Raw genomic sequence first — 26,552 nt, 5'->3', positions numbered from 1 at the left:
TAGCCGCCTCGAGCTAGTCCTGTAGAAAGTAACCGAGGGCAGCCTCGTAACCGTAAGCACCAAGGCCGGCGATAACACCACGCGCAATCGGGCTGAGATAGGAATGATGGCGGAAGGCTTCGCGCGCATGCACGTTTGAGATGTGCACCTCAACAAAACCGGGACCATCAGCTACTTCAGCGAGCGCGTCACGCAGCGCCACCGAGGTATGGGTAAAGCCGCCAGGGTTGATTATGACCGGCCAACCGGCATCGGCAGCTTCGTGCACTTTGTCGATGAGTTCGCCCTCGTGATTGGACTGGAAGAACTCGAGCTCGAGGTCTGGAGAAAGGCTTCCTGCGACTTCACGCACGTGCTTTTCGACGTCCGCAAGCGTGGTCTTTCCATAAACCTCCGGCTGGCGCTTGCCCAAGCGGTTGAGGTTAGGCCCATTGAGAACCAAAATCTTCATCACTTATACCGGCTTTCTCTTGAAATGGCAGCGTAGGCTGCCTGCATTTCCTCAATGGTGGCGTCCTCGATGCGGGTGGTCTGGCCGATTCCGGTCAGTGCTACGAACCGAATGTGGCCACCACGGTTCTTCTTGTCATGGATCATGCCAGCATAAAGCTCATCGAAGTGACCGGCCTCGTAGGTGGTTGGCAAACCGACCGATGCCAAGATGTCGCTGTGAGTCTGCAGCAACGCGGCGTCGATAAGCCCGCGTGTATGAGATAGCTGCGCGATAAACATCATGCCCACCGCCACCGCACGCCCGTGGCGCCAGGTATAGTTCTCCCGCAGCTCCACCGCATGGCCAAAGGTATGGCCGTAATTGAGGGTCTCACGCAGACCTGCTTCCTTGAGGTCCTCTCCCACCACGCGGGCTTTGACCGCGATGGAACGCTCAATAAGCTCAGGAAGCGTCTGCAAAGGATTCAGGCAGGCGGCGGGGTCCGCGAGGTAACGCTCGATGATAACGGGATCATGGATGAAACCAGTCTTGATGATCTCCGCGGAGCCGGCGACGATTTCCTCTTCCGGCAAAGTGACGAGCCGGTCAAGGTCCACGAACACGGAGTCTGGCTCGTGGAAGGCGCCCACGAGGTTCTTTCCGGCGTCCGTGTTGATGCCGGTCTTACCACCTACTGCCGCATCGACCATTGCCAAAAGCGTGGTCGGAACCTGGATCACCTTGATGCCGCGCATCCACGTTGCGGCGAGAAAACCAGCCAAGTCAGTAGTGGCGCCGCCACCCAAGCCCACAATGACGTCACGGCGGCTAAAATTCGCTGCCCCCAACTCGTCCCACAATCCACCGAGCACCTCTAGGCGCTTGGAAGCCTCAGCATCCGGAATTGGTAGCAAAGTGACAACGACGTTGCGCGCCTCAGCCTCCGCAGCGAGCTGACGTGCGGCGGCAGCTAGCGGCGGTTGAAACACGATTCCTACATGGCCTGCGCCGGTGCTTTTTACTCGGTCCGCAATGTCGGCGGTCAAACCTGTGCCGACGGTAACTTCGTATGGATTGGGGCCATTAACTGGAATCGTGGTCATGAGTTCGCTTTCTTAGAGAGTATCGAGGAAGCCGAGGATATCGCCCACTACCTGCTGCGGAGTGCGCGCACCGGTACGGACTTTAAAGTCAGAGACCTCCTCGTAGTACGGGCGGCGGGCGTCGAGAAGCGATGCATAGTGCGCCAGCGGGTCCGCCGCTTCAAGCACGGGGCGGTTGGGATCGCCCAATGTACGCGCAACCCCTTCCTCGGCAGTGACGTCTAGAAATACCACCGTGTGGCGGTCCAACAGCTCGCGGGTGGAGTCAGTAAGCACCGCCCCACCGCCTAGGCTCACAACACCACGAGACTGCAACGCTTCCTTGACCACTTCGGCCTCCAGTTCGCGGAAAGCCAGTTCGCCTAGCGAGGAAAATACTTCGCCACAGGCAACAGATTCGCGCTCCTCAATCAAGACATCGGAATCAATGAGTTCACAATTGAGAGCATTAGCTAAGCGGCGTCCGATCGAGGACTTACCCGAACCCGGTGGGCCCACAAGCACGACTCGCGGGTGCGGGCTACCAGTTACTGAAACCGGTGTGGTCATCACTTACTCCTGTTCAAAAGCAAGACGCTGGGAAACATACTCATTGTAGGCATCGATATTGCGTTTAGTCTCAGCAACGCTATCCCCGCCGAACTTGTCCAAGACGGCACGCGCGAGAACCAAGGCAACCATCGCCTCGGCCACGACGCCAGCAGCCGGAACCGCGCACACATCGGAGCGCTGGTGGATACCGGTGGCGGGCGCGCCGGTGGCCATATCCACGGTCTTCAGTGCACGGGGGACGGTAGAGATCGGCTTCATCGCAGCGCGCACACGCAGTGCCTCACCATTGGTCATACCACCTTCTAAGCCGCCAGCGCGGTTGCTTAAACGCGAAACGGAGTCACCGTCGCGCACCATCTCGTCATGGGCTTCAGAGCCGCGGCGGCGGGCTTCCTCAAAGCCGTCTCCGACTTCCACGCCCTTAATTGCTTGGATGCCCATGAGCGCTGCTGCGAGCTGTGCATCAAGGCGGTCATCACCGGAGATATGCGAGCCCAAGCCGATGGGCAGGCCTTCTACGACAACCTCCACGATTCCGCCGAGTGTATCGCCCTGCTTCTTAGCAGCCTCGATTTCCTCAATCATCGATTCTTCAGCCGCTTTATCGAAGGCGCGGACCGGCGATGCGTCAATGGCCTCGATATCCGCAAAGGTGGGGGTTGGCCCCACGTACGGCTCGGAAGCACCGATGGAGATAACATGCGAAACCACTTCCACACCGAGGGTCTCGCGCAGGAAGTTGCGCGCAACCGTGGCCGCCGCAACGCGGGCAGCGGTCTCACGGGCGGAAGAACGCTCAAGGATTGGGCGGGCCTCAGTGTGACCGTACTTAATCATTCCAGCAAAGTCAGCGTGCCCTGGGCGGGGACGCGTCAGAGCCGCGCCGCGGCCGGAGGACATTGCCTTTGCGGTTTCCTCATCGGTCATATCGAGTTCGTCCGGGGACATGATGGTGGTCCACTTCGGCCACTCGGTATTTCCAATCATGATGGCAATGGGGCTGCCCAAGGTCTTGCCGTGACGGATACCGGTGAGCAGCGTTAGCTCATCGGCCTCAAACTTCATTCGCGCACCGCGGCCATAGCCAAGGCGGCGGCGAGAGAGCTGAAGTGCAATGTCATCCTGAGAAACGGAAACCCCGGCGGGCATGTGCTCAAGCATGGCAATGAGCGCCTGGCCGTGGGATTCACCTGCGGTAGTCCAACGAAGCATGCCGATAATTATCGCACGACAGGCAATCCGTGGTGCCAGCAGGGTAAAACTTAGAGCGCAATCACACAAAGTGCTGCGGCAATCAGCATCCCAGGTCCGTGCGGTGGCGCTGAGTCTTTGCGCAACGTGCCCCACACAGCCGTGCTTAGCGACGCCCCCATCATCGCCAGGAGCTGCCCCATCACACCGCACTCGTGAGTAACCCACATGCCCAGCGGGAAGGCCAACTTGATATCACCGCCACCAACACCGCCTCGCCAACAAGCCAAGGCTAGGTAGATCCCAGGCCAGATGAGTCCGGCCGGCTCAAAGAACAGCAACGAAGCCACCGCCGCTGGCAGAGTGAGCCAATCTGGAAGCCGCTTGAAACGGACATCAAAATAAATAAGCGCTGCACCCCACAGCGCACCAATGACGGCACTTATTTCCCCCATAGCCCATACCCTAGCGAATTCCAGGCAGTGGCATCAGGGACGGGCTTTTATTGGTTAAGCCCCAGGGCTTCGTTGAGCGCCATCTGCATCTGCTCACGCGGAGCCGTATGTCCGGTAAATTGCTCAAACTGGCTAAAGGATTGATGCGCCAACATGACATGGCCGCCCACAGTGGCGTAGCCGTCTGCTGCCGCGTGAATAGTCAAAGGAGTAGGCCACGGATTATAAATAACGTCAAAGACTGGCGCATGGGCGAGATCAAATAGGTGTCCTTCGAGTGCAGCAGAGGGAACAGTAGAAACGATCACGTCCATCGCCCGAGTCAACGCGACAAGGTCATCATTAAACGTGGCCTTGTGCAAGGTGATACCCAGAGCTCCGGCTAGAGGACGCAGCTCCTCCATGCGGTCGGAGCGGTTGAGCACCGTTACGTCACAAACGCCCCGCTGGGCAAGCCCCCACAGTGCGGGACGCGCCGTGCCACCAGAACCAATAAGCAACGCAGCATGGGGAGTTTTGTCCCCCAATAACGCGTTCAAAGCACCTAAAACGCCCTCGGTGTCGGTGTTGTCTGCTCGCCAGCCGTCGTCGATTCGCACGAGCGTATTCGCGGACCCGATGAGCTCCGCGCGCTCGGTGCACTGGGATGCGTATTCGAGTGCCGCAAACTTGCCAGGCATCGTGACGGAGAAGCCACGGAAATCCTCTGGTGCCTCATCGAGAAAGCGCGGGAGTTCTTCAGCGGTGACCTCGAATCGGGTGTATTCCCAATCGCTGAGCGACAAAGCCGCGTACCCAGCGTTATGCAGAACAGGGGAAAGAGAGTGCGCTATAGGCTTTCCAAGGACTGCAACACGTGGCATTCTCTATCCCCTCGTTCCTCGTTAAAGTTCTGTCTTCACGGCCCCGCGCTACTGCGCCGGCTGTTCTGCAGGTTGCTCAGCCGGCTGTCCTTCGCCTTGCGCACCGCCCTGCTGGGCACCTTCGCGTTGAGTATCCAGGATGCCCGAGTTGATGGCCTTATCTACGTTGTCCAGATGCTCGTCATAGTTGTCGGTGAACACGGTAGTGCCTTGAGCATCAATCGTGGCGAAGAACAGCCAGTTGCCCTCAGCTGGGTGCTCCATAGCGTCGATGGCTTCGACGGACGGGGAAGCAATCGGGGTGTCCGGAAGACCTTCCTTGGCGTAGGTGTTCCACGGGGTAACCTCAGCGCGTGCCTCATCGGTGGTTGCAAGCTCAACGTCCGGCAGGCCGTAGTTAACGGTGGAGTCAAGCTCCAAGCGCATTGGCTCGTCGAGACGGTTGAGGATGACGCGGGCAACCTTGCCGAACTCACCGGCTGGGGCCTCGCGCTCGACCAGGGATGCTGCAACCAGCAATTCATATGGAGTCTTGCCAATTGCTTGTGCTCGGTCCACGATGCCGGTCTCGTTGTAGCGCTTGGTCGAACGCTCAATGAGGTCCTTCAGGATGTCCTTTGCATCCATGTTCGGGTCCACCACGTACTGGCCAGGAGCGATGAGGCCCTCCAAGCGCTTCGGGTCTTCACCACGAGAGCGCACCTTCTCCAGTGCCCACTCAGGTGCGCCGAGCTCGGCGGGATCCACCGTCGCAGCGACCTTCTCCAGATCTTCCTTGGTGACAGAGCCACCCTCTTGCTCGGAAACCTTGGCAATCTGCGAGAAGATGCCGTAGCGGACATCCCCGCCGACCACCTTGACGTCGGAAAGCGTTGCGCCACCCTGAACGTCCAGAGGATCAATCTTGTTCTCGTCCTTGAGCAGGGCATCCACTACGGCCTTCGCACTCATCTCCTCTTGGAGACGGTAGAAGCCCGGCTGAATGCGGCTTGCGCGGGGATTGCTGTTGGCCGCCGAGGAGAATGCCTCTGCGGTCTTGACCACGTTCTTCTCTACAAGAGCAGGCCCAAGCTCGCTCATCGACGAGCCCTCAGGAACCTGTACCAACTGTACAGTTCCGTTGCCGGTGCCTTCGTAGTCCAAGCTACTTCCTCCTCCAAACAGGCGGAACCCTATGTAGCCCAAGGCGCCAATGATTAGAACGACAGAGGCCAGGACGACGGCAAGGCCGCGTTGACGACGCTTGACGTACTTGGGCTCCATAGAGCGTCCGATTCGTTCTTGGTTTCGGCTCACGTAACTAGTCTCCTGCTATTGAAGGCTCGTGGGTGGTTGCATCTGATTGAAGCGCATTGTGGCGCGCATCCAACCAAGATTGCAAAATCTCTACTGCGGCTGCTTGGTCAATAACCTTGCGGCCCTTCTTTTCGGAAACCCCTGACGCCCGCAAAGCTGTAGTCGCGGCGACCGTAGTCAAACGCTCATCAGCCATCCGAACAGGTGGTTGCCCTATCGTTTCATCTTTTCCCAGCCTACGGCGGATGCGAAACGCAATTTCCTTCGCATGTTTCACGCTTTTAGAACCATTGCCCTGCAAATCGCGCGGTAGGCCAACCACAACTTCCACAACGTGGTACTCACGGATGAGCTCCAAGATACGGTCGATGTCACCTTTGTCCTGATCTTTGAAGCCGGTTTCGCGGGACACAGTTTCAACGGGCAACGCCAAGCTGGCGTTTGAGTCAGAGACTGCGACTCCAATGCGCACGGTTCCAACATCAAGTGCTAGGCGACGCCCATTTCCCGGGTCATTAAGCCCCGGGGTATCGGGTTGTACGACCATACTCTTGAAGTTCCTTCGCGTTCGGGTACGACTTTAAGCATGAAGCCAATGTCGCAAAATGATAACGATGACATTTAGATTCTAGTCATATTGCATCAACCAATGGCGCGCAGGGGTTGAAAACATGGCATAAAAAGACAGATTTCCCGAATGCTCACCCCTTTAGACGCGCAGAAACCCCCGCTCCCAGCACGAGAAACGGGGGTTAAGCGCTAGCACCTCATGGGCTTTAGCGGATTAGGCCTTTTCAAGTTCGTCACGCAAAGCGTTGAAGGCAGCCTGCAGGCCTTCAGCATTGGCGCCGGACCCCTGAGCCATGTCAGGCTTTCCGCCACCCTTGCCGTCAACGTAGCCGGAAATTGTCTTGACCAAATCGCCAGCCTTTATGCCACGAGCAACAGCTGCCTTGGTGGCACCAACAATGAACGGGGTCTTGCCACCCTCATTCTCAGATGCGAGCACAACGACGCCAGCTTCGTCACCTAGACGGTTTTTAATGTCGGTTGCCACGGTGCGCAGGTCGCCGCCGCTGACGTTGTTCGGCAGGCGAACGCTGATAACAGTGAAGCCGTTCACGGTGGTTGCGCCACCGATCATGTCAGCGGTCTGCGCCATCAGCCGTGCCTTATGCAGCTCATCAATCTGCTTCTCCGCGGCCTTGAGCTTCTCAGTCAGCTGAGCAATACGCTCTGGCAGGTCCTCAGACTGGATCTTGAGCTCGCGGGAAACACCCTCAACGAGCGCGGTCTCCTTGGAGTAGTAGCGGAAGGCATCCATGCCGGAGTAAGCCTCGATGCGGCGTGCGCCGGAACCAACGGAGGACTCACCCAGGACGGACACCGGGCCGATCTCGGAGGTATTGGCCACGTGGGTACCGCCACAGAGCTCGATGGAGAAAGGACCGCCCATTTCGACGACGCGCACCCGGGAGCCGTAGTTCTCACCAAAGAGCGCCATAGCGCCCATCTGCTTAGCCTGATCCAGTGAGGTCTCGATGGTGTTGACGGCGAAGTGAGCATCCACAGCCTGGTTAGTGATCAATGCGATCTCTTCCAACTGAGCCGGCGAAAGCTGCTCGGTGTAGTTGAAGTCAAAGCGCAGGTAACCCGGGCGGTTCAAGGAACCGGCCTGGACTGCGGTTGGGCCGAGCACCTGGCGCAGCGCAGCGTGGATGAGGTGCGTTGCGGAGTGAGCCTGCACCGCGCCGTGGCGCCACTTCTCGTCAACCTCAGCGGTCACGGAAGCACCCAGGTCGATGCCGCCTGCAGTAACGGTGGCCTTATGGACCCACAGCTTCTTGCCGATCTTCTGGACGTCGCCGACCTCGAGCAGGCTTTCTCCTGCGTAGATGCGGCCACGGTCAGCGGTCTGTCCACCGGACTCTGCGTACAGCGGCGACTGATCGAGGATGACCTCAATCTCGTCCCCCTCGTGCACTTCATCGACCTTCTCGCCGTTGCGTACAAGGCCGATGACCTTTGCATCGGACGTGAGTGTCTCGTAACCGGTGAAGACGGTCGGGTTGTTATCGACCCACTCACGGTAGAGAGAAAGGTCGGCGTGGCCGTGCTTCTTGGCCTGGTTATCGGCCTTGGCGCGGCGGCGCTGCTCTCCCATGGCTTCATTGAAGCCGTCCATGTCAACTTCCAGACCTGCTTCCTGAGCCATCTCGAGGGTCAGATCGATTGGGAAACCGTAGGTATCGTGCAGCTCGAAAGCCTTCTCGCCCGAAAGAATCTTCGGCGTAGCAGCGCGCGAGGTGGACTTGAGCGCTTCAACAGCCTCGTCAAAGAGCTTGGTGCCGGATTCGAGGGTCTTGAGGAAGGCCTTCTCCTCCGTAACGGCAACGCGGAGAATGCGCTCACGGTTGTCAGCGATCTCCGGGTAGGACGGGGTCATGGTGTCCATGATCGTGTTCATGAAGCGCTCCATGCTCGGTGCGGTAGCGCCAAGCAGGCGGGCAGAGCGGATGATGCGGCGCAGTAGGCGGCGCAGGATGTAGCCGCGGCCCTCGTTGCCTGGCGTCACGCCATCCAGGATGAGCATCATGCCGGTGCGGGAGTGATCAGCGATAACGCGGAAGCGAATGTTGTCCTGATCGGACGCACCCTCGCCGTACTTTGCGCCGGTGAGTTCCTCAACTGCGTCGATAACCGGGCGCAACAAATCGGTTTCGTAGACATTGTCTACGCCCTGCAGGATGCAGGCCACGCGCTCGATGCCCAGGCCGGTATCGATGTTCTTCTTCGGCAGTGGGCCGAGAATTTCGAAGTTGCCCTTGCCGATGCCTTCACCACGCTCGTTCTGCATGAAGACCAAGTTCCAGATCTCCATATAGCGGTTGTCATCAGCTACTGGGCCGCCTTCTGCGCCGTACTCAGGGCCACGGTCGTAGTAGATCTCGGAACACGGACCACACGGACCAGGGATACCCATGGACCAGTAGTTGTCTTCCATGCCCAAGCGCTGGATACGCTCGCGCGGCACGCCAACCTGCTCGTGCCAGATGTCAGCAGCCTCATCGTCATCGAGGTAGACAGTGACCCAGAGGCGCTCTGGATCCAAGCCGAAGCCGCCGTCTTCTACGGAGCCGGTCAATAGGCTCCACGCGTTCTTGATGGCGCCTTCCTTGAAGTACTGGCCAAAGGAGAAGTTGCCAGCCATCTGGAAGAAGGTGTTGTGGCGGGTGGTGATGCCCACCTCTTCGATGTCCAGGGTGCGCACGCACTTCTGGATGGAAGTTGCCAGACCATTAGGGAATGGCGGATTCTGCTGTCCCAGGAAGTACGGCTTGAACGGAACCATGCCGGCGTTGACGAAGAGCAGGTTCGGGTCGTCCAGGATCAGCGACGCGCTTGGCACGGCTTCATGTCCAGTCTTGACGAAGTGCTGGGTAAAGCGTTCCCGGATCTCATGAGTCTTCACGAGCTAAAGTCCTTCACTGTTTAAGCGGTACGTAACAGCGCTCAACTCTACCCGTGCGGCAAAGATTTGCCGATATCGGGGCACACTTTTCGCGCGCTCGCCAGTACGAACTTGGCAGTTGGCCGCCCTGCGGCCGATGCGCGCCTTTAGCGCTTACCGCGGATGATGTTGCGCAGTCGCCCCAGATAGTCGAAGATTCGCTTCTCCGCACCGTGATCCGTTGGTTCGTAATAGATGGAGTCCTCGAGCTCGTCGGGCAGATATTGCTGCTTGACGACGCCGCGCGGATCATCATGCGGATACTTGTACCCCACGGCATGGCCCAGTTTCTTGGCCCCCTCATAGTGGCCATCACGCAGGTGCGAGGGCACGTGGCCAATGCGGCCCGACTGGACATCAGCCTGCGCTGCAGAGATCGCAGCGATGACCGAGTTGGACTTTGGCGCGGTAGCCAAGTGGATGGTCGCTTGGGCCAAGGGAATGCGCGCTTCGGGCATGCCGATGAGCTGCGCAGCTTCAGCCGCCGCCACTGCTACTTGCAGCGCAGTGGGATCGGCCATGCCGATATCTTCAGAGGCATGAACGATGAGGCGGCGGGCGATAAAGCGCGGATCCTCCCCTGCTTCCACCATGCGTGCTAGATAGTGCAAGGCCGCATCGACGTCTGAGCCACGAATGGACTTGATGAAAGCCGAGACCACGTCATAGTGCTGATCCCCGTCGCGGTCATAGCGCACCACGGCGCGATTGACGTTGTCACGAATGATTTGCGGCGTAAGCTCGCCGCCGTCGGGGACCGCTTCCGCAGCAGCTTCCAAGTAGGTCAGAGTGCGGCGGGCGTCGCCACCAGCCAAAAGGACCAAATGTTCAAGCGCTTCCTCGCTCGCGGTAATCCTTCCTGCAAGTCCCCTCTCGCTCGTCAGCGCCCTCTGTGCAAGGGCGCGCAGGGAGGCGTCGTCAAGCGGCTCCAATTGCAGCAGCAAGGAGCGGGACAGCAAGGGTGCAACGACGGAGAAAGAAGGATTTTCCGTGGTAGCCGCCACCAAAAGGACGGTGCGATTTTCTACCGCCGCCAGCAACGCGTCCTGCTGGGTCTTGGAAAAACGATGCACCTCGTCGATGAAGAGCACTGTGCGACGCCCATGGATAAGCTCCTGGCGCGCGTGCGTGATGACTTCACGCACCTGCTTTACGCCGGAATCGAGGGCAGATAACCCCACAAAGTTCTGGCCAATCGCCTTGGCAATCAGCGAGGCAATCGTGGTCTTTCCCGTACCGGGCGGACCATAGAGAATGACCGAGGCTTCGCCAGAGCCTTCAATAAGGCGACGCAACGGCTTCCTCTCTTCAAGCAGGTGGCCTTGTCCCAAGACCTCGTCGAGGCTTTGCGGGCGCATCCGTGCAGCGAGCGGCGAGCCAGCATGGGTGGCGAAGATTTCCTGACCAGGAAGGGGCCCAGCAGGTTCGCTACCCGTAGATGCAGGTCCGAACAGTGAGTCTTGCGACATCGCCTACGCTCCACGAAGCCGCGTGGCCACGGTACGGCCAAACTCCGCAACAGGCTGGCAGGTGTCGCTGCCGCACTGTGCCGCATAGCGAGACAAGGCCTCGAAGGTCTCATACAGGTCGCGCCTAATGAGGACTTCCTCCTCGCTAAACGGCCCTTGGTCTGCGGGGCGCAGCACGGAGTTGCGCGCATCGTGGAAGACCTCTGCGGAGCCTTCGGCCAAGGCTACGACTCCTTCAATGCCACCGGCATACATGGTGGTCACGCTGGATAGCGCCCACCCGATGAGGGAAGCGACGATGAGCTCGTGCAGCTCTGCGTCATCAGCAAAGCGCGGCCACACGCCGGTGACGTGGCGCTGCCATGCGGAGATGAAGATCTCCGCTTCCTCGTCAGAGATTGGGCGCGCGAAAAGGAACTGCGGGAAACCTGCGATAACGCAGGCGACGTCGAATCCAACGTTGCGGTAGCCGGCCCACTCATAGTCCAAGAAGGACAAACGCTGCGAGACAATGACGTTGTCGGGCGACAAGTCGAAGGGTGTAAAGGCACGCTCTTGGCCATAGCTCAAGGCACTCGCGGCCTTTTCCGCCAGTTCGACAAAGTGCGCTGGCGCGGGAAGACCGGCCTTGGAGAGGATATCTGCACCGATGAGGATGGACGCACGCAGGGATTCATCGCGCAGCGCCTGGTGCTCTTCGTATTCAGGATGCTGGCGCAGCATGCGGTTGAGCAAAGTCTCGTAGTCAAGCTCTCGTCCCGCGGTCCCCGCATGCATCTGGCCAAGCGAGCGTCCTAGCTTGCGGAGGACTTCTTTGCGGTCCTCCCCTTTTGCACGCGTCAGAACATCAGCCAACGTGTCACCTTCGCCAGCGTCGGAAAGCACCAAAATGCGACGCTCCAAGTCCGCGGCAAAAAGAACCGGACCAGGACGCACGTCCTCATTGAGGGCCGTGGTGAACTGATAGGCCACGACTTCCCGCAGCAACGCCGCATCGTCGATGGAATGGCCCGTCATGGGGTTGTACTTGATGACCACGGAACGGTGCGGGAGAAACGCGGTCGGTGTCATGCGTGCGCGCAGCACTAAGGCATTACCGGAACCACCCAGGTCGGTCACCTGAGTAAATTCGGGCACACCTCCATAGCGGCGCGACAGCAGCTCTGCTGCAAATGTCACGACCTCATCTTGGGTGTAAACCTTCTCCGTGGTCACTATCTCTCCCTTAAAAATTCCTCATACTACCCAACGCTAACCGCAATAAAGCGGGGCGCTTCGCTTCCAACGCCCTTTATCGAACGCTGTACCACGTTGCTGCCCCGCTTGATGCCCGCGCTTTAGTTGGCTTCGGCCTTCTTTTCAGCCTTCTTTTCCGGCTTGAAGTCAACGCCGGTCTCCTTGCGCTGTGCAGCAGGGATCGGACCAGGAGCATCAGTCAGCGGGTCAACTCCGCCACCGGACTTCGGGAAGGCGATGACGTCGCGGATGGAGTCAAAGCCGCCGAGCAGGGATACGATGCGGTCCCAGCCGAAAGCGATGCCGCCGTGTGGCGGTGCGCCATACTGGAATGCATCAAGCAGGAAGCCGAACTTCTCCTGTGCTTCTTCCTCGCCAATACCCATGACGTCGAAGACGCGCTTCTGCACATCCTGCTGGTGAATACGGATGGAACCGCCACCAATTTCGTTACCGTTGCAGACGATGTCGTATGCGTAGGCAAGAGCCTCGCCGGGCTCCTTGTCGAAGGAGTCGAGGTACTCCGGCTTCGGGGAGGTGAAAGCGTGGTGGACTGCGGTCCACTTGGAGTGGCCAAGTGCCACGTCGCCGGAAGCGGTGGCGTCAGCGGCTGGCTCGAAGAGCGGTGCGTCAACAACCCAGGTAAATGCCCAGTCGCCATCCTTGATGAGGTCGAGCTTGCGAGCGATCTCGCCACGGGCTGCGCCCAGCAGCGCGCGGGAGGACTTGGTGTCGCCGGCGGCGAAGAAGATGGCGTCACCTGGCTGTGCGCCGACGTGGGCGGCGATGCCCTCGCGCTCTGCGTCGGTGATGTTCTTGGCGACCGGGCCACCGAGGCTGCCATCCTCAGCGATGGTGATGTAAGCCAAGCCCTTAGCACCGCGCTGTTTTGCCCACTCCTGCCAAGCATCGAACTGACGGCGTGGCTGGGAAGCACCGCCCTCCATGACGACTGCGCCGACGTACTCGTTCTGGAACACGCGGAAGGTGGTGTCCTTGAAGAAGTCGGTGCACTCGACGATCTTGATGTCGAAGCGCAGGTCAGGCTTATCGGAGCCGTAGTATTTCATGGCATCCGCGTAGGTCATACGTGGGATTGGGGTGGTGATTTCGTAGCCGATGAGCTTCCACAGGGCGGAAACGATCTCCTCAGCGAGAGCAATGACATCATCCTGATCGACGAAGGACATCTCAACGTCGAGCTGGGTGAACTCCGGCTGGCGGTCAGCGCGGAAGTCCTCGTCGCGGTAGCAGCGAGCAATCTGGTAGTAGCGCTCCATACCAGCCACCATCAGCAGCTGCTTGAACAGCTGCGGGGACTGCGGCAATGCGTACCAGGAGCCTGGCTTCAGACGTGCCGGCACGAGGAAGTCGCGTGCACCCTCAGGGGTGGAGCGAGTCAGGGTTGGGGTCTCGATCTCAGTGAAATCGTGGCGGGCCAGGACCTCGCGGGCAGCACGGTTCGCCTCGGAGCGCAGGCGGAGGGCATCACCCTGGGTCTTGCGGCGCAAGTCGAGGTAGCGGTACTTCAGACGGGTCTCCTCGCCGACCTCGCCGGAGGTTGCAGGATCGTCGATCTGGAACGGCAGTGCTGCGGACTTGTTAAGGACCTCAAGCTCAGAAACGTTAACCTCGATCTCGCCGGAAGGCAGGTTGGGGTTCTCGGAGCCCTCTGGGCGCGGCTCAACCACACCGGTAACCTTGACGCAGTACTCGGAGCGCAGGTCGTGGGCGCGCTCTGCAACGTCGGATTCACGGAAGACGACCTGAGCGATGCCGGAACGGTCACGCAGGTCGATGAAGATAACGCCACCGTGGTCACGGCGACGGGAAACCCAGCCGGTCAAGGTTACGGTTTCGCCTGCGATGTCCTTGCGGAGCTCGCCAGCCAAATGAGTGCGCAGCACTGTTGTTCAATCCCTTCTCTATATTTCTTCTTGTAGGCGCCCACGCCACGCGTAAACAGCACGCGCCGAGCGGCACAAGTCATGAACGGCCCAAGTCTACCCTCCGAGGTGTGAACAAGTCGCGATGAGCCTAGTTGTGACGCCCCTCACCCCCACTCATGGTCGTGTGCGCTGCCTTTATGGCAAGATCTAATCCATGACTTTTAAATCTGGTGCAAGTTTCGACGGCAAACGAGCCACCACGGGTGGCCGCGGACGCGGTGGCGGTACAATCGCTGCCGGCGGCGGTATCGGCACCATCGTCCTCATTGGCCTGTTCCTGCTCATGGGTGGTAATCCTGGCGATCTAGGCCAGTTGCTCGGCACCGAAAGCAGCCAGCAGCAGGGCGAAGAAACCAGCTCCGGGCATCTCGACCATTGCAAGACGGCTGAGGATGGCAACAAGTACGACGACTGCCGCGTCGACTACACGGCTCAGTCGGTGGACGCTGTGTGGAAAGAACAGCTTCCCGCCCAAGCAGGCATCGAGTACACCGAGCCTGGCCGAGTAGTGTTTAAGAACTCCACCATGTCCGGCTGCGGCCAGGCTTCCGCGGCAACTGGCCCCTTCTACTGTCCCGCTGATCAGTCAGCTTACTTCGACACCTCGTTCTTTGAGCAGCTCAAAAACTTCGGTGCGGAAAACGCTCCACTTGCGCAGATGTACATCGTGGCCCACGAGTTTGGCCACCACATCCAGCACCTTGAGGGCACGTTGGGTCTTTCCAACTACAACCAGCCGGGTGAGGATTCCAATGCTGTGAAGATCGAGCTGCAAGCTGACTGTTACGCAGGCATCTGGGCTTTCCACGCTGACGAAGGCGACAATGCCAAGCTAGAGCAAATCACTGACGAACAGGCACAAGCCGCCATCGATACCGCCCGCGCAGTGGGGGACGATAACATCCAGCGTCGCTCCGGCGGCCAGGTCCGCCCTGACCAGTGGACTCACGGCTCCTCCGCGGACCGTGCCCAAGCGTTCATCAATGGCTACAAGACCGGCAAGATGTCGCAGTGCGACTACTTGGGCCGCAACGTTTATAACTCCTGATGAACGCAATGCCTTGCTAGCTGCTTGGCCAACTTGCGCCACAGCTCTCAGCCCGTTGCCGCATCCACCAGGATGTTGCAACGGGCTTTGCCTTTCTTTTCTCTCCCAATTTGCTGTTCGCCCTTTGGGTCAGCCTAGTTGTGAACCTACCTGATTCTGAGTGGTACAGATTCATGACTGTTGTAGTACCTCCGCAGGGCCTGCGCCGCCAGGAGGAAATCCGCCCGGCTGAGCGCGAGGAGTTGGTGATGGCCTATACCAAAGCTCCGTATGGGACGAAGAAGACTGCTGCCGCCGCGGCCCGTGTGAACCCGGAGTGGATTCGCAACTGGCGCGCCGCGCTTTCCGACGCCGAGCTCTACTGCGAGCGCCACCACCTCGCCGTCATGCTCGACCTCTTCGAGGTCCGCCTCCCCAGCTATCGCCTCCCCCTGAGCGACCTCATCGCCGACTTCGGCGCGCTGTCATCCAAGTAATCTCACGTCGCCGCGGCAGGCTTACTGCTCTTCCTCGGGCAGCGGCTTGCGTCACATGAGATTGAGCAACTGAATCCGCCCGCGCGGGTCGCCGTCCCACTCCACTTCGAGGTCGTGACGCTTAAGGATGTCCAGGAGGAACCGCCCCAGCGCGGCGTCCATGCGCGCCCACTCCTCCTTCCTCTCGGGTTGGCCTTTGCGCAGCTTCTCGGCGTCGACCTCACCAGCAATCGGCGGGCCCGGCGTCCACGCACCGAAGACGAGATTAAGCTCCGTCGGCTCGTACGCCAGTCCCTCGGCATCCTGCATGTGGAAGCCACACGATGCCCATTCGCGGTAGGGATACTCCCCCTCCGGCACGTCGATCTGGGTGCGTTCCTCCCCGAGCAGCTCGTTACAGTCGCTGACATCGAATCCAAGGCTCATTCCCGTCACGAGCCCCTGTTCTTCCATCTCATCGAACGCAGCCTGCACCAGGTCGTAATCAGTGGGATGCTCCCGCTCCGACTCCTGGGCCTTGCGTTCTTTCCATACTTGCTCGGCGGCCGCGTGCGGATCATCATTGGGGTACCCGTCTTCAAGTTCGTTGTCGTCCACGGCTTCGTAGACCTCGTCCAAGGTCATGAAACCGGGAAGAATCCAATGGTTGAGTTGTTGGCGCAGCGAATCTGAAATCTCCATGCCTCCACAGGATAATGAAAATCTCCCCGCTCGCCGCGGCACCTGACGTGGCGATTTATCGAAGCGCCACCCTCGTCCAGGCACGCACCTACGACACCCCGGACGGCACCCCGCAGGAGTGCACCGGCGCGGCCATCGCGCCGGAATGGATCCTCACCGCCGCCCACTGCGCTGAGGGCCCCTACTCCGACCCGGACGTCTCCCCCGAACGTCCTCAAGGTCCACTTCTCCAACAATAAGTCGAACCCGGGCCCGTCCATCGATGTCGACCGCTTCGGAAAGGCGCCCAAGGCCGACATCGGGCTCCTTCACCTCGAAGCCCCGAAGAAGCTCAAGAAATACCCGACGATCGCCGATGACCACCAGAACCGCGACGGCGAGGACTGGCTCCACGTGGCCCGCATGGAGATCGTTGTCCAGCGCGACAACATAAACGCCGTCAAGACCATCGCCATGCACGGCATCACGGGCGGCTCCAACCACGGCTACTCCGGCGGCCCGGTCTTCACGCAGAAACGCTAGCTCAACGCCGTCGACGTCATGGGCTCCCACTCCGTGTGGTTTGACCCCTACGCCGACTCCGACGCTGTATACCTCAAGTACTACCTCTACTGGATTCGCGATACGGTGGGCGTCTAACGCCTCCAGACCCACAGCGCGAGCTCCCTCAGGGGTCAGTTCCCGGCAGCTGTCGATTTTGATGTTTGCGCCCCTCTTACTCGAGATGCGATTCGGGAGTTCGGGGAACAGATCGCAATTAAGGTCCGGTTTACAACTTCGGCTGGCAGGTTAGAACGACGGGGTTCATACGCTTCCTGACATGGACTCCGATGAGGATATCTTGCGAGACGCAAGACTTCCAGATACACCTTAACGGCGGTGGGCCAGCTTTCGAGAATGACTGCTGCCGCGCTGCGCGAGACGCGAAGAACCAGCCCCAGAGGTGAATCGAGGCTATTGAGCTATAGTTCTTCGTCAGCCTCAGCAGTTTGTTCCGGAGTAGTTCCGTATAAAGGATCGTCTTGATTCTTGGGTGGTTTGACAACGCACTCACGGACACCATCAACATGTTCATTTAAGCTCTCAGAGACTGGGGCCCAGAGCGGGTCTAATATGAAATCGATTCCTGACCTACGCGCGTGCTTAGCTGCGGGGACGAAATCGCTATCACCTGAAATCATGATGATTTGATTCACAAGTCCGCGTTCTGCCAGGGAAGCTATATCCAAGCCTATCCGCATATCTACTCCCTTTTGAGTGATATCCAGTGAGAAGTCTCGCTCAGTCAGATCTGAAACTTCAATTTCCCCGCGACAGAGCTTCTTTAGCAGGTTAGGTTTAAGGGTGTACCCATTTTGGGTTTCAAGTTCTTCGCCTCGGCGTAAAGCGACTTTTCGTTTCTTTACGATTTCGTCTAGAAAGTCTGTCATCCAGCGGTATTCCTCAGTTTTTCCGAGGTTCTTCTGTGTCTGTGTGAGCGGATGAAACAGGACCTTTGTTGAAGGATTGCAGTCGTAGTAGAAGATTCTATAGAGACTGCTTCCGGACTCCCGTATATGCCTACGGCAATACTCTAAAAGTTCGTTTGCTCGATCTCGCGGGTCTTTCTTGCCGAAGAGAACTCGCGCACGATGTCTGTAAAACCCACCGTCTACCAATATGGCTGTGACAATTGGCCGCCGAGGGAAATTACTAGCCGATTTCCCTGAAGAGTGCTTTCCCATTTTAACCTTCTGGAGAACTAGTTGGGGCCCAGTCATCGGCGATCTCCTTATCGGTGGAGGGTCAACGGCTAGGCCCAGTAAAACGATACTACCACCGGTCCCCTCGTCAATGTCAATACACATTCCGTCCTGTGGTTTGATGAGTTTTTCAAAGAATGCGCTACGACATGTCAGCGAGGCTAGCGGGGAACGAGAATGGCAGCGATGGTACAAGCGACCTGTGCATCCTAATAGTGAGCACATCGATGCGGAGAAAACCCTTGCCGCATTCTCGAGGGGTGAATACAATGTATTCAAAGCGTTAACGAGAAGGAAGAATCGAATGGCAACTATGACCGTACGCATGAGCGACGAAGACGCCGCGCTCGTCCGCAAGTATGTCGGATTCGAAGGCACAACAATCTCGGAATTCGCCCGAAGCGCAATGCTGGAGAAAATCGAAGACCATGCCGACCTTCAGCAACTTCGAGCCGCCATCGAAGCCGATGACGGACAGCGTTTTAGCATCAATGATGTTCTCGAAGAGCTTGATTAATGTCAGCCAACGGCCCTAGCTACAGCGTTGAACTCACCGCCTCGGCTCGGAAACAGCTCAAAAAGATGGACCGCTTCGATGTCAAACTTCTGCTCACTTGGATGAAAACCCATCTCGAAGGCTGTGCCGAGCCGCGTGCTTTCGGCAAAGGCCTCACAGGTGATCGATCTGGCGAATGGCGCTACCGTGTCGGCACTTATCGAATCCTCGCGCTCATTCACGAATCAACCATCACGACCGAAGTTTTTGCTGCTGGAAGGCGCGACACGATCGATCGCTAACCGAAACAAAAGAAGCGAGCTCCAGACCTTCTCAGTCTGGGGCTCGCTTTCGGCTCCGGGGTGGAAACCCGAGGCTGGGGAATCACGCAACCACCATCTCGCATCCGACTTCTCGCTGCCCACTGGTTTGACCGCCGCCAACCACGTCGTAGGCGGCCCTAACGGGAAAGCGACATGTGAGATGTCCCCTGCCAATGAGCATTTGCTGGAAGATGTGGCTGCGATCCGCCGGCCAGACGGACGTCGGCGCTATTCCTCGGTGTGGACCATTCGCCGCAAGAACCACAGGGGCGAGTTTCCCCACGCGATGCGTGCCGGCGCGTACTACGTGACCGGAGCGGAGCTGTACGCTCTGGCGCGGCTGCTGCCGGCGCCGCGGTAGATTCTTCACCGAGTTGCACGACAACACGGTAGACTTGCTGCGCACTGTCGGCATGGTTATGGCCGCTCCCTTGTTGGGCCTGCCAGTTTCCTCGACGCACATCCTCATCGGTGCCGTCCTGGGCGTCGGCATTGTTAACCGCGCCGCCAACTGGGGGCATATGAAACCGATTGCTCTGGCGCGGGTCATTACGTTGCCTGCATCGGCAGGCATTGCCGCCATCACCGTTTCTGTCCTCCCCGCGTCCTGTTCTAACTCTCTCACTGCAGCGCGCCTCGTGGTTTCTTAGACTGGTCTTCTATGGACCAGAACACCCCGGCGCGCTTTTTTGCTGCTTTCAACGACATTGAGCAATTCCTCCGCCAAGCTATCAATGCCAAGAACTCGGATTCCTTCTGGTGGATAGTCGACCGCGCGCACGAGAAACACATGCTTAATAAACGCCAAACAGAGATGCTGAAAGACTTCGGTAATCTCCGCAATGCCATAGCTCACGGACGCTACTACGACGACGAGCCACTGGCCTCTCCGCACCCCAGGGTGGTGGAGCAATTGGAAAAGCTGCGCGAATTGTTAACTTCGCCGCCCAACGCGCTCGCCGTACTCGGTTCCTCCGAAGTTGTAACGCTGGAAGCCGATGCCGATATTCGCCAAGCGCTGAAGCTGATCGCACACAACGGTTATTCCCAGATTCCGGTATATAGCGGTGAGAACTACGCGAATTTGTTGACAACTAACGTAGTAGCCCGCTGGATTGCCGCTGATTTAGCTGACGACAATCACGTGATCAGCGTGGCAGTTGGCAAGGTTTTGAAATACGCCGAAGCAGGTGACCGTGCTGCTTTCCTTCCCCGCACAGCCACTGCACAAGAAGCACTCGATGCCCTGACCGAATTGGCCAAGGACGGTACGCATCCTTGCGCGCTAATCTTTACAGAAGATGGCGCAAAGAATAAGCGCCCACTGGGCATCGCCACTCCCACTGACCTCGCAGTTTTGGTCGATGCGCTGGAGTGGGAATAAAGCTCACCCCCCTTCATGTTGACACGTCATATACACTCGTTGGCGAACACACCTTAAGGACTTCATATGCAATTCGGCATCTTCACCATCGGTGATGTCACCACCGACCCAACTAGCGGCATCACGCCTAGTGAAGCCGAACGTATCCGCAATATGACGGAAATTGCGCTCAAGGCCGAGGAGGTAGGCCTCGATGTTTTTGCCACGGGCGAGCACCATAATCCGCCATTCGTGCCTTCCTCCCCAACTACTCACTTGGCCTACATCGCAGCACAAACCAAGAACCTGCTGCTTTCGACTTCGACAACGCTAATTACCACCAACGACCCGGTAAAGATTGCTGAGGATTACGCCTTCTTACAGCACCTGTCTGACGGGCGCGTAGACCTCATGATGGGCCGCGGCAACACTGGCCCGGTTTACCCATGGTTTGGCAAAGACCTTCGCGAAGGCATCCCGCTGGCGGTTGAGAATTACCACCTGTTGCGCCGCCTATGGCGTGAGCCAGTGGTCAACTGGTCCGGCAAGTACCGCACTGCCCTGCAGGGTTATACGTCCACGCCTGCCCCGCTTGACGACGTCCCGCCTTTCGTGTGGCACGGTTCTATCCGCTCCGTTCAAATCGCCGAGCAGGCTGCCTATTACGGCGATGGCTTCTTCCACAACAACATCTTCTGGAACAAGGAACACACGGCAAAGATGGTGGGCATCTACCGACGTCGCTTCGAGTCCTACGGCCACGGCCGCGCCGACCAGGCAATCGTGGGACTTGGCGGTCAGTTGTTCATCGGCGAAACCGAGCAGCAAGCTAAAGACTTCTTCCGTCCTTATTTCGACAATGCGCCCGTCTACGGCCACGGCCCCTCACTGGAGGATTTCACAGCGCAAACGCCGCTGACGGTCGGCACCGTAGAACAGGTCATCGATCGCACGATGCAATTCGCAGATTGGGTCGGTGACTATCAGCGTCAGCTCTTCCTCATTGACCACGCTGGTTTGCCCCAGGAGGTGGTGCTCCAGCAGATAGAGTTCCTCGGTACCCAAGTTGTGCCTGAGCTACGCCGTCGCATGGAGGCCCGCCGCCCCGAGCATGTCCCTTCAAACCCGCCGACGCACGCAACGCTCAAGGCCAATCCTGGCTCGCCGCACTTCCGCGTCAACCCTGGTGAAGACGCTTCATAAGTACAACTGCAGATAGACCGATTGACAATCTGTTCCTAGGAGGAATTCTTTCATGCGCTCACTCGTCGTCGTCACGGCTGGCCTTTCCACGCCGTCGTCTACGCGCGCGCTAGCCGACGCCCTGGCCCAAGCCGTAGTCTCCCAAGTCGGCGCTCGCGGTGAAGGGCTCGAAGTAACCGTCATCGAACTACGCAAGCTAGCCACTGAGCTGGCTGAGGCAATGACTAATTGGGGTGCTACAACGCCCCAGCTCGACGAAGCAAAGCGAGCACTCTCGCATGCGTCCGGGTTGATTGCGGTAACTCCCATTTTCCAAGGCAGCTACTCGGGCCTTTTCAAGATGTTCTTCGATACCTTGGATCCGCACGCACTCGACCACCTTCCGACCTTGGTCGCAGCTACCGGTGGTTCTTCCCAGCACGCGCTGGTTCTGGACTACGCGCTTCGCCCGCTGTTTAACTACTTGCATGCCACCGTCGTACTAACCGGCATCTTCCAAGCCACAGAGGACTTCGGCACTGACGAGGGAGCAAAGACCACACGCCGCATCGAAAGAGCCGCCAAGGAACTCGCGGACCTCATTGTCATTCCTTCCGATCGCGTGGGCGGATTAGCCAGCCCCGACATCACGGCAAGTCAGCAAACTACGCCACGTAAAACCGGCTTGGATTTGGAAGAGGAATTCACCCCCTTTAGTTCTCTACTCTCCGGCCACGACGGAAACTAAGAAAAGTCCGCCACTTAGATTAAGGTGACGGACTTTTTGCTACTCAGCCAACGCGCACGGTGTTAGCAGCACCGCGCGCCGGGGTTGGCATCCTGTTCGGCGTAGCGGGCGCGCCAATATTCACGCTCCGTTGGAATCTCAGCATCAGGATGATGCGCACGGAGGTGATCGCAGTACTTAGCGTAAGCATGGTCCCCCATGAGCTCGCCGAAGTACCAGGAGATCTTTTTGAGCGCCGTAATCACTAATGCCCTCCTGTTTCCTCGAAGGTCATGTTGTACTCCGCTGCCACTTCCTTTTCGCGCTTTGTCGGCATGAGACCACGTGGAAGGAAGAGCTTGGATGGAATGAATTCCGTTTCGGAGTCCGCAGGTTCAATACCTGCAGAACGTTGCTGGAGAGCCTTGGCGCAGGCAACGATTGCCGCACCGATAACTACCAATACCAGCACCGCAAACAGAATAGATAGGCATCCTTGGATAAAGGTGTTGCGAACAACGGCATCAATCTCTTCGACGCTCTTGGCAGATCCGAACTCGGTGAGACCTTGAGCTGCTGCTTCCTTGTATTTTGCATGGTTGGCCCAGTAACCAATAGAGGCGTCGGAGCTGAAAATCTTTTGCCACGAGGCGGTCATTGTCACGATGAGATCCCAAGCCAATGGAATAGCTGGAATCCATGCCCACTTGTACATTCCCTTCTTGATAACAACCACAAGCACCAAAGCGAGTGCCATTGCGGCAAGTAGCTGGTTGGCGATGCCGAAGAGTGGGAACAAGACGTTGATGCCGCCCAGCGGGTCAGTAACACCCATGATGAGGATGGCGCCCCACAGTGCACACACGAGGAAGGTGGACAGGTAGGTGCCAAGCTTCCAGCTCTGATCACGGAATTTTCCCAGGCCCGGAATTGCGCCCAGCGAATCCGACATCATGAAACGGGCAACACGGGTACCAGCATCAACCGTGGTCAGGATGAACAAGGCCTCAAACATGATGGCGAAGTGGTACCAGAATGCCTGCATTGCCGGATTACCGAGCATCTCGGTCATGATTTGGGACATGCCATAAGCAAGGGTCGGAGCACCACCGGTGCGGGAGACAATGGTTTCCTCTCCCACTGCTTGAGCTGCTGCGGCAAGCTGATCAGCGGTAATACCTGCGCCGGGCAGGTGCAGGGTTGCTACGAAGTCCGCCGCGCCTTCTGGAGTACCCAGTGTCTTAGCTGCCGGTGAGTTCATTGCGAAGTACATGTGGCGGTCAATGACGACTGCAGAAATGAGTGCCATGACTGCGACGAAGGACTCCATGATCATGCCGCCATAGCCGATGGCGCGCATGCGAGACTCCTTCTCAATGAGCTTCGGCGTAGTACCGGAAGAAATCAGCGCATGGAAACCAGAAAGCGCACCACAGGCAATAGTGATGAACAAGAACGGGAAGAGGTTACCGGAAAAGACCGGGCCGTTGCCATTAACAGCAAAGGAGGTAACCGCCGGCATGTGGACCTCAGGGCGTTCAATAACGATGGCGATGGCCAGCAAGGCGATGACGCCGATCTTCATGAAGGTCGACAGGTAGTCGCGTGGCGCAAGCAGAAGCCACACTGGAAGGATGGCAGCGACCACGCCATAACCGATGATCGCGAATGCCAGGGTTTCCTTGGACCAGGTGAACATGCTAGCGCCGAGTTCAGTGCCGGAGACGTAGCCGCCGCCGATGATGGCTGCCAGCAAGAGGATGACGCCGATGACCGAAACCTCCGTGACCTTGCCGGGGCGAATGTATCGCAGGTACAGGCCCATGAAAAGGGCGATCGGGATGGTCATCGTGATGGAGAAAACACCCCATGGGGAGTCAGCAAGGGCGTTCACGACGATCAGTGCCAACACGGCGATGATGATGATCATGATGGCGATAGTGGCCAGGATGCCCGCGGCGCCACCGACTTTGCCCATCTCATCGCTAATCATCTGGCCAAGCGAGCGACCCTTGCGGCGGGTAGATACCCAGAGCACCAGGTAATCCTGCACCGCACCGGCGAAGATAACGCCCAGCACAATCCACAATGTTCCCGGCAAATAGCCCATCTGAGCAGCCATAACCGGGCCAACCAAGGGGCCGGCACCGGCAATGGCCGCGAAGTGGTGACCAAAGAGAACACGACGGTCCGTAGGCAGGAAGTCCTTACCATCGTTTGCATACTCTGCAGGGGTAGCGCGGTTGTTGCGCGGCTTAACCACCTTGTACTCAATCAAGCGTGCATAAAGCGTGTAACCAATGATGTAGGAGCCCACTGCCGCAAAGACCAACCACACGGAGTTGATGGTCTCACCGCGGTGGAGAGCGAGCACTCCCCAACCGGCGGCCGCAGCGATAGCGGCAATCAAAATGATGACCTTCTCAACGGTACCGATCAGCTTTTCCGGCTTTACGTCGATGGGCTGTGCTTGGCCGTCGACTTCAACAAATTCGATGTCGGACCGCGGTTCGGGTCCGGTCTTGATACTCACAATAATCTCCCGAGGAATCAGACAGAGCAGATGAAAGAACTTTTATCCAGCCACAGTTGTTAGGCGCGCTAAATTACTTAACTAATGTGAACCGAGGTACTAAACAGTATTCATTATGAGCGAAAGTCACACATTAAAATTCAATAATTCCTATTGGCCTATCCCTCAAAATCACCTGGCCTTGGTCACACCCGCTCCGCGGGGCTAACAATGCTGACTGCACGTAGTGAACTACTGACAAAGCGGTAACATTGAGAAACTGTATGCGCGGCCTACATGCAATACTCCTCATCCCAGAGAATTTTGACCGCAGCGAGACCGCAATTAACACGGGTTTAGCCACAGTCTGCCCCTAGAAATAATCCCCCCACCAACCCCCGACTTAATTTCCAAACTAACAAAGGAGGCACCGCCCAGCATGGCAATCAGCGTCACCGACATTTTCTCCATCGGCATTGGCCCATCTTCCTCGCACACCGTCGGCCCAATGCGCGCGGCCCTTGCGTTCCTGAAAACGCTGCCGGAACATCCAGCCAAAGTGCACACCGAGCTGCGCGGCTCGCTCTCGCTGACTGGCCGCGGCCACGGCACCGACCGCGCGGTGATTCTGGGCTTGGCCGGCTGGGATCCGCTTACCGTCCCGGTTGACGCTAAGCCGCGTTCCGATCAGCCCATTCCGAGCAAGGGCATGACCGACGGCCCGCTGGGCGCGTTGGAATATTCCATCGAGTTCAACAACGAGCCGGTCCCCGAGCACCCGAATTGCCTCATCTTTGACGCCTGGGACGCTGAAGGCAACCTATTGGCAGAGCACGCCGAGTACTTCTCCGTCGGCGGCGGATTCATTCTCTCCCGCGAGGAACTCGACGCAGAGGTGGCAGCCTCCGCCGAGGTACCTGCCGGCATGGCAGCGGCTGAATCCACCGACGATGTTCCTTACCCATTCACCACGGGCGAGCAATTGCTGGCGCTGTGCGAGAAGCACGATTTGAAGATCTGGGAGATTGTCGCCGCCAATCAGGAAGCACTCCATAAAGAAGACGGCGGCCTCGAGTTCGTCTACGCACACCTGGATTTGGTGTGGGACATCATGCGCGAGTGCGTCACCGACGGCATCTCCACCTCCGGAATCTTGCCGGGCGGCCTGCAGGTCCCACGCCGCGCGCCGGACATGTACAAGCAGCTGCTGGAGGGTCACGACGATGAGTCCTTCGGCTTTTCCGCTATGGAGTGGGTCAACCTGTTTGCACTCGCCGTTAACGAGCAAAATGCCGCTGGCGGCCGAGTGATTACGGCCCCAACAAACGGCGCCTGCGGCATCATCCCAGCGGTGTTGCACTATGCCCGCGACTTCAAGCCGAACTTCACCCGCGATTCCGCCCGCCGCTACCTACTTACTGCGGGTGCTATCGGCATGATCATCAAGCACAACGCCTCCATTTCGGGCGCCGAGGTGGGCTGCCAAGGCGAGGTAGGCTCGGCGTCGTCAATGGCGGCGGCTGGCATGGCTGAACTACTGGGCGCAACGCCGGCGCAGATCGAAAATGCCGCCGAGATTGCGCTAGAGCACAACCTCGGCCTTACCTGCGACCCAGTCGGCGGCCTCGTGCAGATTCCGTGCATCGAACGCAACGCTATCGGCGCGGTCAAGTCCATCAACGCCGCGCGCCTGGCTCGCATGGGCCAAGGCACGCACCACGTTTCTCTCGACGCCGCCGTGCAGACGATGGCCGATACTGGCCGCGACATGCTGGCGAAGTACAAGGAGACCTCCATTGGTGGCCTCGCGAAGACGCTAGGCTTCGCCGTCACGCAGGTGGAGTGCTAGTGCAAAAGGCTTGCATGGCAAAAGGTAGTCTTATCGCTAACGCACAGACTCTAACCTAGAAATGTTATGTCCATGGGCTTTTTGGACACGGAGTC

26 protein-coding genes and 1 pseudogene are annotated in these 26,552 nt (G+C 58.4%); 11 read left to right on the top strand and 16 right to left on the bottom strand.

Annotated features, from left to right (window positions below; translation table 11 throughout):
- Positions 1-13 precede the first annotated feature (13 nt).
- The 12 genes from aroQ to aspS form a co-directional block, all read right to left on the bottom strand.
- Positions 14-451: a type II 3-dehydroquinate dehydratase gene (aroQ, locus tag HMPREF3153_RS01210; protein ID WP_005529291.1), complete on the bottom strand. Its 438-nt coding sequence runs from the start codon at positions 449-451 to the stop codon at positions 14-16.
- On the bottom strand, positions 451-1,536 hold the full coding sequence (aroB, locus tag HMPREF3153_RS01205) for a 3-dehydroquinate synthase (protein ID WP_070419803.1): 1,086 nt from the start codon (positions 1,534-1,536) through the stop codon (positions 451-453). Before aroB ends, aroQ begins: the two co-directional genes overlap by 1 nt.
- Positions 1,537-1,548: 12 nt before the next feature.
- Positions 1,549-2,085: a shikimate kinase gene (locus tag HMPREF3153_RS01200; RefSeq protein WP_034656871.1), complete on the bottom strand. Its 537-nt coding sequence runs from the start codon at positions 2,083-2,085 to the stop codon at positions 1,549-1,551.
- A gap of 3 nt (positions 2,086-2,088) precedes the next feature.
- The gene (gene aroC / locus HMPREF3153_RS01195; RefSeq protein ID WP_070419802.1) at positions 2,089-3,300 is read right to left on the bottom strand and encodes a chorismate synthase; all 1,212 of its coding nucleotides are present in this window, start codon (positions 3,298-3,300) and stop codon (positions 2,089-2,091) included.
- Between the two features lie 50 nt (positions 3,301-3,350).
- Complete coding sequence (locus HMPREF3153_RS01190; RefSeq protein WP_005529284.1) at positions 3,351-3,734, bottom strand: prepilin peptidase; 384 nt, start codon at positions 3,732-3,734, stop codon at positions 3,351-3,353.
- 47 nt (positions 3,735-3,781) lie between these two features.
- Positions 3,782-4,597, bottom strand: coding sequence for a shikimate dehydrogenase (locus tag HMPREF3153_RS01185; protein ID WP_070419801.1), 816 nt, complete (start codon positions 4,595-4,597; stop codon positions 3,782-3,784).
- 48 nt (positions 4,598-4,645) lie between these two features.
- Entirely contained in the window at positions 4,646-5,860 is a 1,215-nt protein-coding gene (gene mltG / locus HMPREF3153_RS01180; RefSeq protein WP_070419800.1) for an endolytic transglycosylase MltG, read from the bottom strand.
- Between the two features lie 37 nt (positions 5,861-5,897).
- Complete coding sequence (ruvX, locus tag HMPREF3153_RS01175; protein ID WP_005529278.1) at positions 5,898-6,440, bottom strand: Holliday junction resolvase RuvX; 543 nt, start codon at positions 6,438-6,440, stop codon at positions 5,898-5,900.
- Positions 6,441-6,677: 237 nt separating this feature from the next.
- A complete protein-coding gene (alaS, locus tag HMPREF3153_RS01170; RefSeq protein WP_070419799.1) occupies positions 6,678-9,365 on the bottom strand; it encodes an alanine--tRNA ligase in 2,688 nt (895 codons plus the stop codon).
- A gap of 146 nt (positions 9,366-9,511) precedes the next feature.
- The gene (locus tag HMPREF3153_RS01165; RefSeq protein ID WP_070419798.1) at positions 9,512-10,873 is read right to left on the bottom strand and encodes a replication-associated recombination protein A; all 1,362 of its coding nucleotides are present in this window, start codon (positions 10,871-10,873) and stop codon (positions 9,512-9,514) included.
- Between the two features lie 3 nt (positions 10,874-10,876).
- Positions 10,877-12,091, bottom strand: a complete 1,215-nt coding sequence (locus HMPREF3153_RS01160) for an aminoglycoside phosphotransferase/choline kinase family protein (protein ID WP_070419797.1) — start codon at positions 12,089-12,091, stop codon at positions 10,877-10,879.
- A 119-nt stretch (positions 12,092-12,210) separates the two neighbouring features.
- Positions 12,211-14,016 carry an aspartate--tRNA ligase gene (gene aspS, locus HMPREF3153_RS01155; protein ID WP_049063970.1) on the bottom strand — a complete coding sequence of 602 codons (1,806 nt, stop codon included), beginning with the start codon at positions 14,014-14,016 and terminating at the stop codon, positions 12,211-12,213.
- 196 nt (positions 14,017-14,212) lie between these two features.
- Here aspS and HMPREF3153_RS01150 point away from each other — a divergent pair, with 196 nt between their 5' ends.
- Both HMPREF3153_RS01150 and HMPREF3153_RS01145 read left to right on the top strand, forming a co-directional pair.
- Positions 14,213-15,106, top strand: a complete 894-nt coding sequence (locus HMPREF3153_RS01150) for a KPN_02809 family neutral zinc metallopeptidase (protein ID WP_083280913.1) — start codon at positions 14,213-14,215, stop codon at positions 15,104-15,106.
- Between the two features lie 173 nt (positions 15,107-15,279).
- Positions 15,280-15,582, top strand: a complete 303-nt coding sequence (locus HMPREF3153_RS01145; RefSeq protein ID WP_070419796.1) for a hypothetical protein — start codon at positions 15,280-15,282, stop codon at positions 15,580-15,582.
- 51 nt (positions 15,583-15,633) lie between these two features.
- Here the strand turns inward: HMPREF3153_RS01145 and HMPREF3153_RS01140 are convergent, their stop codons facing one another.
- Positions 15,634-16,263, bottom strand: a complete 630-nt coding sequence (locus HMPREF3153_RS01140; RefSeq protein ID WP_005529266.1) for a DUF6891 domain-containing protein — start codon at positions 16,261-16,263, stop codon at positions 15,634-15,636.
- 14 nt (positions 16,264-16,277) lie between these two features.
- Here HMPREF3153_RS01140 and HMPREF3153_RS01135 point away from each other — a divergent pair, with 14 nt between their 5' ends.
- Both HMPREF3153_RS01135 and HMPREF3153_RS13105 read left to right on the top strand, forming a co-directional pair.
- Complete coding sequence (locus HMPREF3153_RS01135) at positions 16,278-16,502, top strand: trypsin-like serine protease (RefSeq protein ID WP_034656866.1); 225 nt, start codon at positions 16,278-16,280, stop codon at positions 16,500-16,502.
- A 154-nt stretch (positions 16,503-16,656) separates the two neighbouring features.
- The gene (locus HMPREF3153_RS13105; protein WP_255313639.1) at positions 16,657-16,785 is read left to right on the top strand and encodes a hypothetical protein; all 129 of its coding nucleotides are present in this window, start codon (positions 16,657-16,659) and stop codon (positions 16,783-16,785) included.
- A 440-nt stretch (positions 16,786-17,225) separates the two neighbouring features.
- Here the strand turns inward: HMPREF3153_RS13105 and HMPREF3153_RS01130 are convergent, their stop codons facing one another.
- Positions 17,226-17,987 carry an NYN domain-containing protein gene (locus HMPREF3153_RS01130; RefSeq protein ID WP_049064005.1) on the bottom strand — a complete coding sequence of 254 codons (762 nt, stop codon included), beginning with the start codon at positions 17,985-17,987 and terminating at the stop codon, positions 17,226-17,228.
- A 322-nt stretch (positions 17,988-18,309) separates the two neighbouring features.
- Between HMPREF3153_RS01130 and relB the strand changes: the two genes are divergently transcribed.
- The 6 genes and pseudogenes from relB (at position 18,310) to HMPREF3153_RS01095 (ending at position 22,117) form a co-directional block, all read left to right on the top strand.
- Positions 18,310-18,522 (top strand): type II toxin-antitoxin system RelB family antitoxin, encoded by a 213-nt coding sequence (relB, locus tag HMPREF3153_RS01125; protein WP_034656865.1) that lies wholly within the window; start codon positions 18,310-18,312, stop codon positions 18,520-18,522.
- On the top strand, positions 18,522-18,803 hold the full coding sequence (locus HMPREF3153_RS01120) for a type II toxin-antitoxin system RelE family toxin (RefSeq protein WP_005529257.1): 282 nt from the start codon (positions 18,522-18,524) through the stop codon (positions 18,801-18,803). The genes relB and HMPREF3153_RS01120 overlap by 1 nt, the downstream gene beginning before the upstream one ends.
- A gap of 419 nt (positions 18,804-19,222) precedes the next feature.
- Positions 19,223-19,474, top strand: a pseudogene (locus tag HMPREF3153_RS01110) (inorganic phosphate transporter); the annotation flags it as partial.
- Positions 19,475-19,485: 11 nt separating this feature from the next.
- Positions 19,486-20,208 (top strand): CBS domain-containing protein, encoded by a 723-nt coding sequence (locus HMPREF3153_RS01105; protein WP_049158856.1) that lies wholly within the window; start codon positions 19,486-19,488, stop codon positions 20,206-20,208.
- Positions 20,209-20,274: 66 nt separating this feature from the next.
- Positions 20,275-21,390 carry an LLM class flavin-dependent oxidoreductase gene (locus HMPREF3153_RS01100; RefSeq protein ID WP_070419794.1) on the top strand — a complete coding sequence of 372 codons (1,116 nt, stop codon included), beginning with the start codon at positions 20,275-20,277 and terminating at the stop codon, positions 21,388-21,390.
- Between the two features lie 52 nt (positions 21,391-21,442).
- Complete coding sequence (locus HMPREF3153_RS01095; RefSeq protein WP_070419793.1) at positions 21,443-22,117, top strand: FMN reductase; 675 nt, start codon at positions 21,443-21,445, stop codon at positions 22,115-22,117.
- Between the two features lie 62 nt (positions 22,118-22,179).
- Here the strand turns inward: HMPREF3153_RS01095 and HMPREF3153_RS01090 are convergent, their stop codons facing one another.
- Together HMPREF3153_RS01090 and HMPREF3153_RS01085 are read right to left on the bottom strand one after the other, a co-directional pair.
- Complete coding sequence (locus tag HMPREF3153_RS01090; protein ID WP_005529243.1) at positions 22,180-22,362, bottom strand: YbdD/YjiX family protein; 183 nt, start codon at positions 22,360-22,362, stop codon at positions 22,180-22,182.
- The gene (locus HMPREF3153_RS01085) at positions 22,362-24,629 is read right to left on the bottom strand and encodes a carbon starvation CstA family protein (RefSeq protein ID WP_070419792.1); all 2,268 of its coding nucleotides are present in this window, start codon (positions 24,627-24,629) and stop codon (positions 22,362-22,364) included. Before HMPREF3153_RS01085 ends, HMPREF3153_RS01090 begins: the two co-directional genes overlap by 1 nt.
- Positions 24,630-25,047: 418 nt before the next feature.
- Between HMPREF3153_RS01085 and HMPREF3153_RS01080 the strand changes: the two genes are divergently transcribed.
- On the top strand, positions 25,048-26,457 hold the full coding sequence (locus tag HMPREF3153_RS01080; RefSeq protein WP_070419791.1) for an L-serine ammonia-lyase: 1,410 nt from the start codon (positions 25,048-25,050) through the stop codon (positions 26,455-26,457).
- Positions 26,458-26,552 lie beyond the last annotated feature (95 nt).

This window comes from Corynebacterium sp. HMSC06C06, assembly GCF_001807295.1.
Classification (GTDB): Bacteria; Actinomycetota; Actinomycetes; order Mycobacteriales; family Mycobacteriaceae; genus Corynebacterium; species Corynebacterium striatum.
This window is presented reverse-complemented; position numbering and strand designations above follow the sequence as displayed.

Bases quoted from the DNA above. Each gene is read 5' to 3' on its own strand.
- aroQ (WP_005529291.1), bottom strand. From the start codon at position 451: ATGAAGATTTTGGTTCTCAATGGGCCTAACCTCAACCGCTTGGGCAAG.
- aroB (WP_070419803.1), bottom strand. From the start codon at position 1,536: ATGACCACGATTCCAGTTAATGGCCCCAATCCATACGAAGTTACCGTC.
- HMPREF3153_RS01200 (WP_034656871.1), bottom strand. From the start codon at position 2,085: ATGACCACACCGGTTTCAGTAACTGGTAGCCCGCACCCGCGAGTCGTG.
- aroC (WP_070419802.1), bottom strand. From the start codon at position 3,300: ATGCTTCGTTGGACTACCGCAGGTGAATCCCACGGCCAGGCGCTCATT.
- HMPREF3153_RS01190 (WP_005529284.1), bottom strand. From the start codon at position 3,734: ATGGGGGAAATAAGTGCCGTCATTGGTGCGCTGTGGGGTGCAGCGCTT.
- HMPREF3153_RS01185 (WP_070419801.1), bottom strand. From the start codon at position 4,597: ATGCCACGTGTTGCAGTCCTTGGAAAGCCTATAGCGCACTCTCTTTCC.
- mltG (WP_070419800.1), bottom strand. From the start codon at position 5,860: ATGGAGCCCAAGTACGTCAAGCGTCGTCAACGCGGCCTTGCCGTCGTC.
- ruvX (WP_005529278.1), bottom strand. From the start codon at position 6,440: ATGGTCGTACAACCCGATACCCCGGGGCTTAATGACCCGGGAAATGGG.
- HMPREF3153_RS01165 (WP_070419798.1), bottom strand. From the start codon at position 10,873: ATGTCGCAAGACTCACTGTTCGGACCTGCATCTACGGGTAGCGAACCT.
- HMPREF3153_RS01150 (WP_083280913.1), top strand. From the start codon at position 14,213: ATGACTTTTAAATCTGGTGCAAGTTTCGACGGCAAACGAGCCACCACG.
- HMPREF3153_RS01145 (WP_070419796.1), top strand. From the start codon at position 15,280: ATGACTGTTGTAGTACCTCCGCAGGGCCTGCGCCGCCAGGAGGAAATC.
- HMPREF3153_RS01140 (WP_005529266.1), bottom strand. From the start codon at position 16,263: ATGGAGATTTCAGATTCGCTGCGCCAACAACTCAACCATTGGATTCTT.
- HMPREF3153_RS01135 (WP_034656866.1), top strand. From the start codon at position 16,278: ATGAAAATCTCCCCGCTCGCCGCGGCACCTGACGTGGCGATTTATCGA.
- HMPREF3153_RS01130 (WP_049064005.1), bottom strand. From the start codon at position 17,987: ATGGGAAAGCACTCTTCAGGGAAATCGGCTAGTAATTTCCCTCGGCGG.
- relB (WP_034656865.1), top strand. From the start codon at position 18,310: ATGGCAACTATGACCGTACGCATGAGCGACGAAGACGCCGCGCTCGTC.
- HMPREF3153_RS01120 (WP_005529257.1), top strand. From the start codon at position 18,522: ATGTCAGCCAACGGCCCTAGCTACAGCGTTGAACTCACCGCCTCGGCT.
- HMPREF3153_RS01105 (WP_049158856.1), top strand. From the start codon at position 19,486: ATGGACCAGAACACCCCGGCGCGCTTTTTTGCTGCTTTCAACGACATT.
- HMPREF3153_RS01100 (WP_070419794.1), top strand. From the start codon at position 20,275: ATGCAATTCGGCATCTTCACCATCGGTGATGTCACCACCGACCCAACT.
- HMPREF3153_RS01095 (WP_070419793.1), top strand. From the start codon at position 21,443: ATGCGCTCACTCGTCGTCGTCACGGCTGGCCTTTCCACGCCGTCGTCT.
- HMPREF3153_RS01080 (WP_070419791.1), top strand. From the start codon at position 25,048: ATGGCAATCAGCGTCACCGACATTTTCTCCATCGGCATTGGCCCATCT.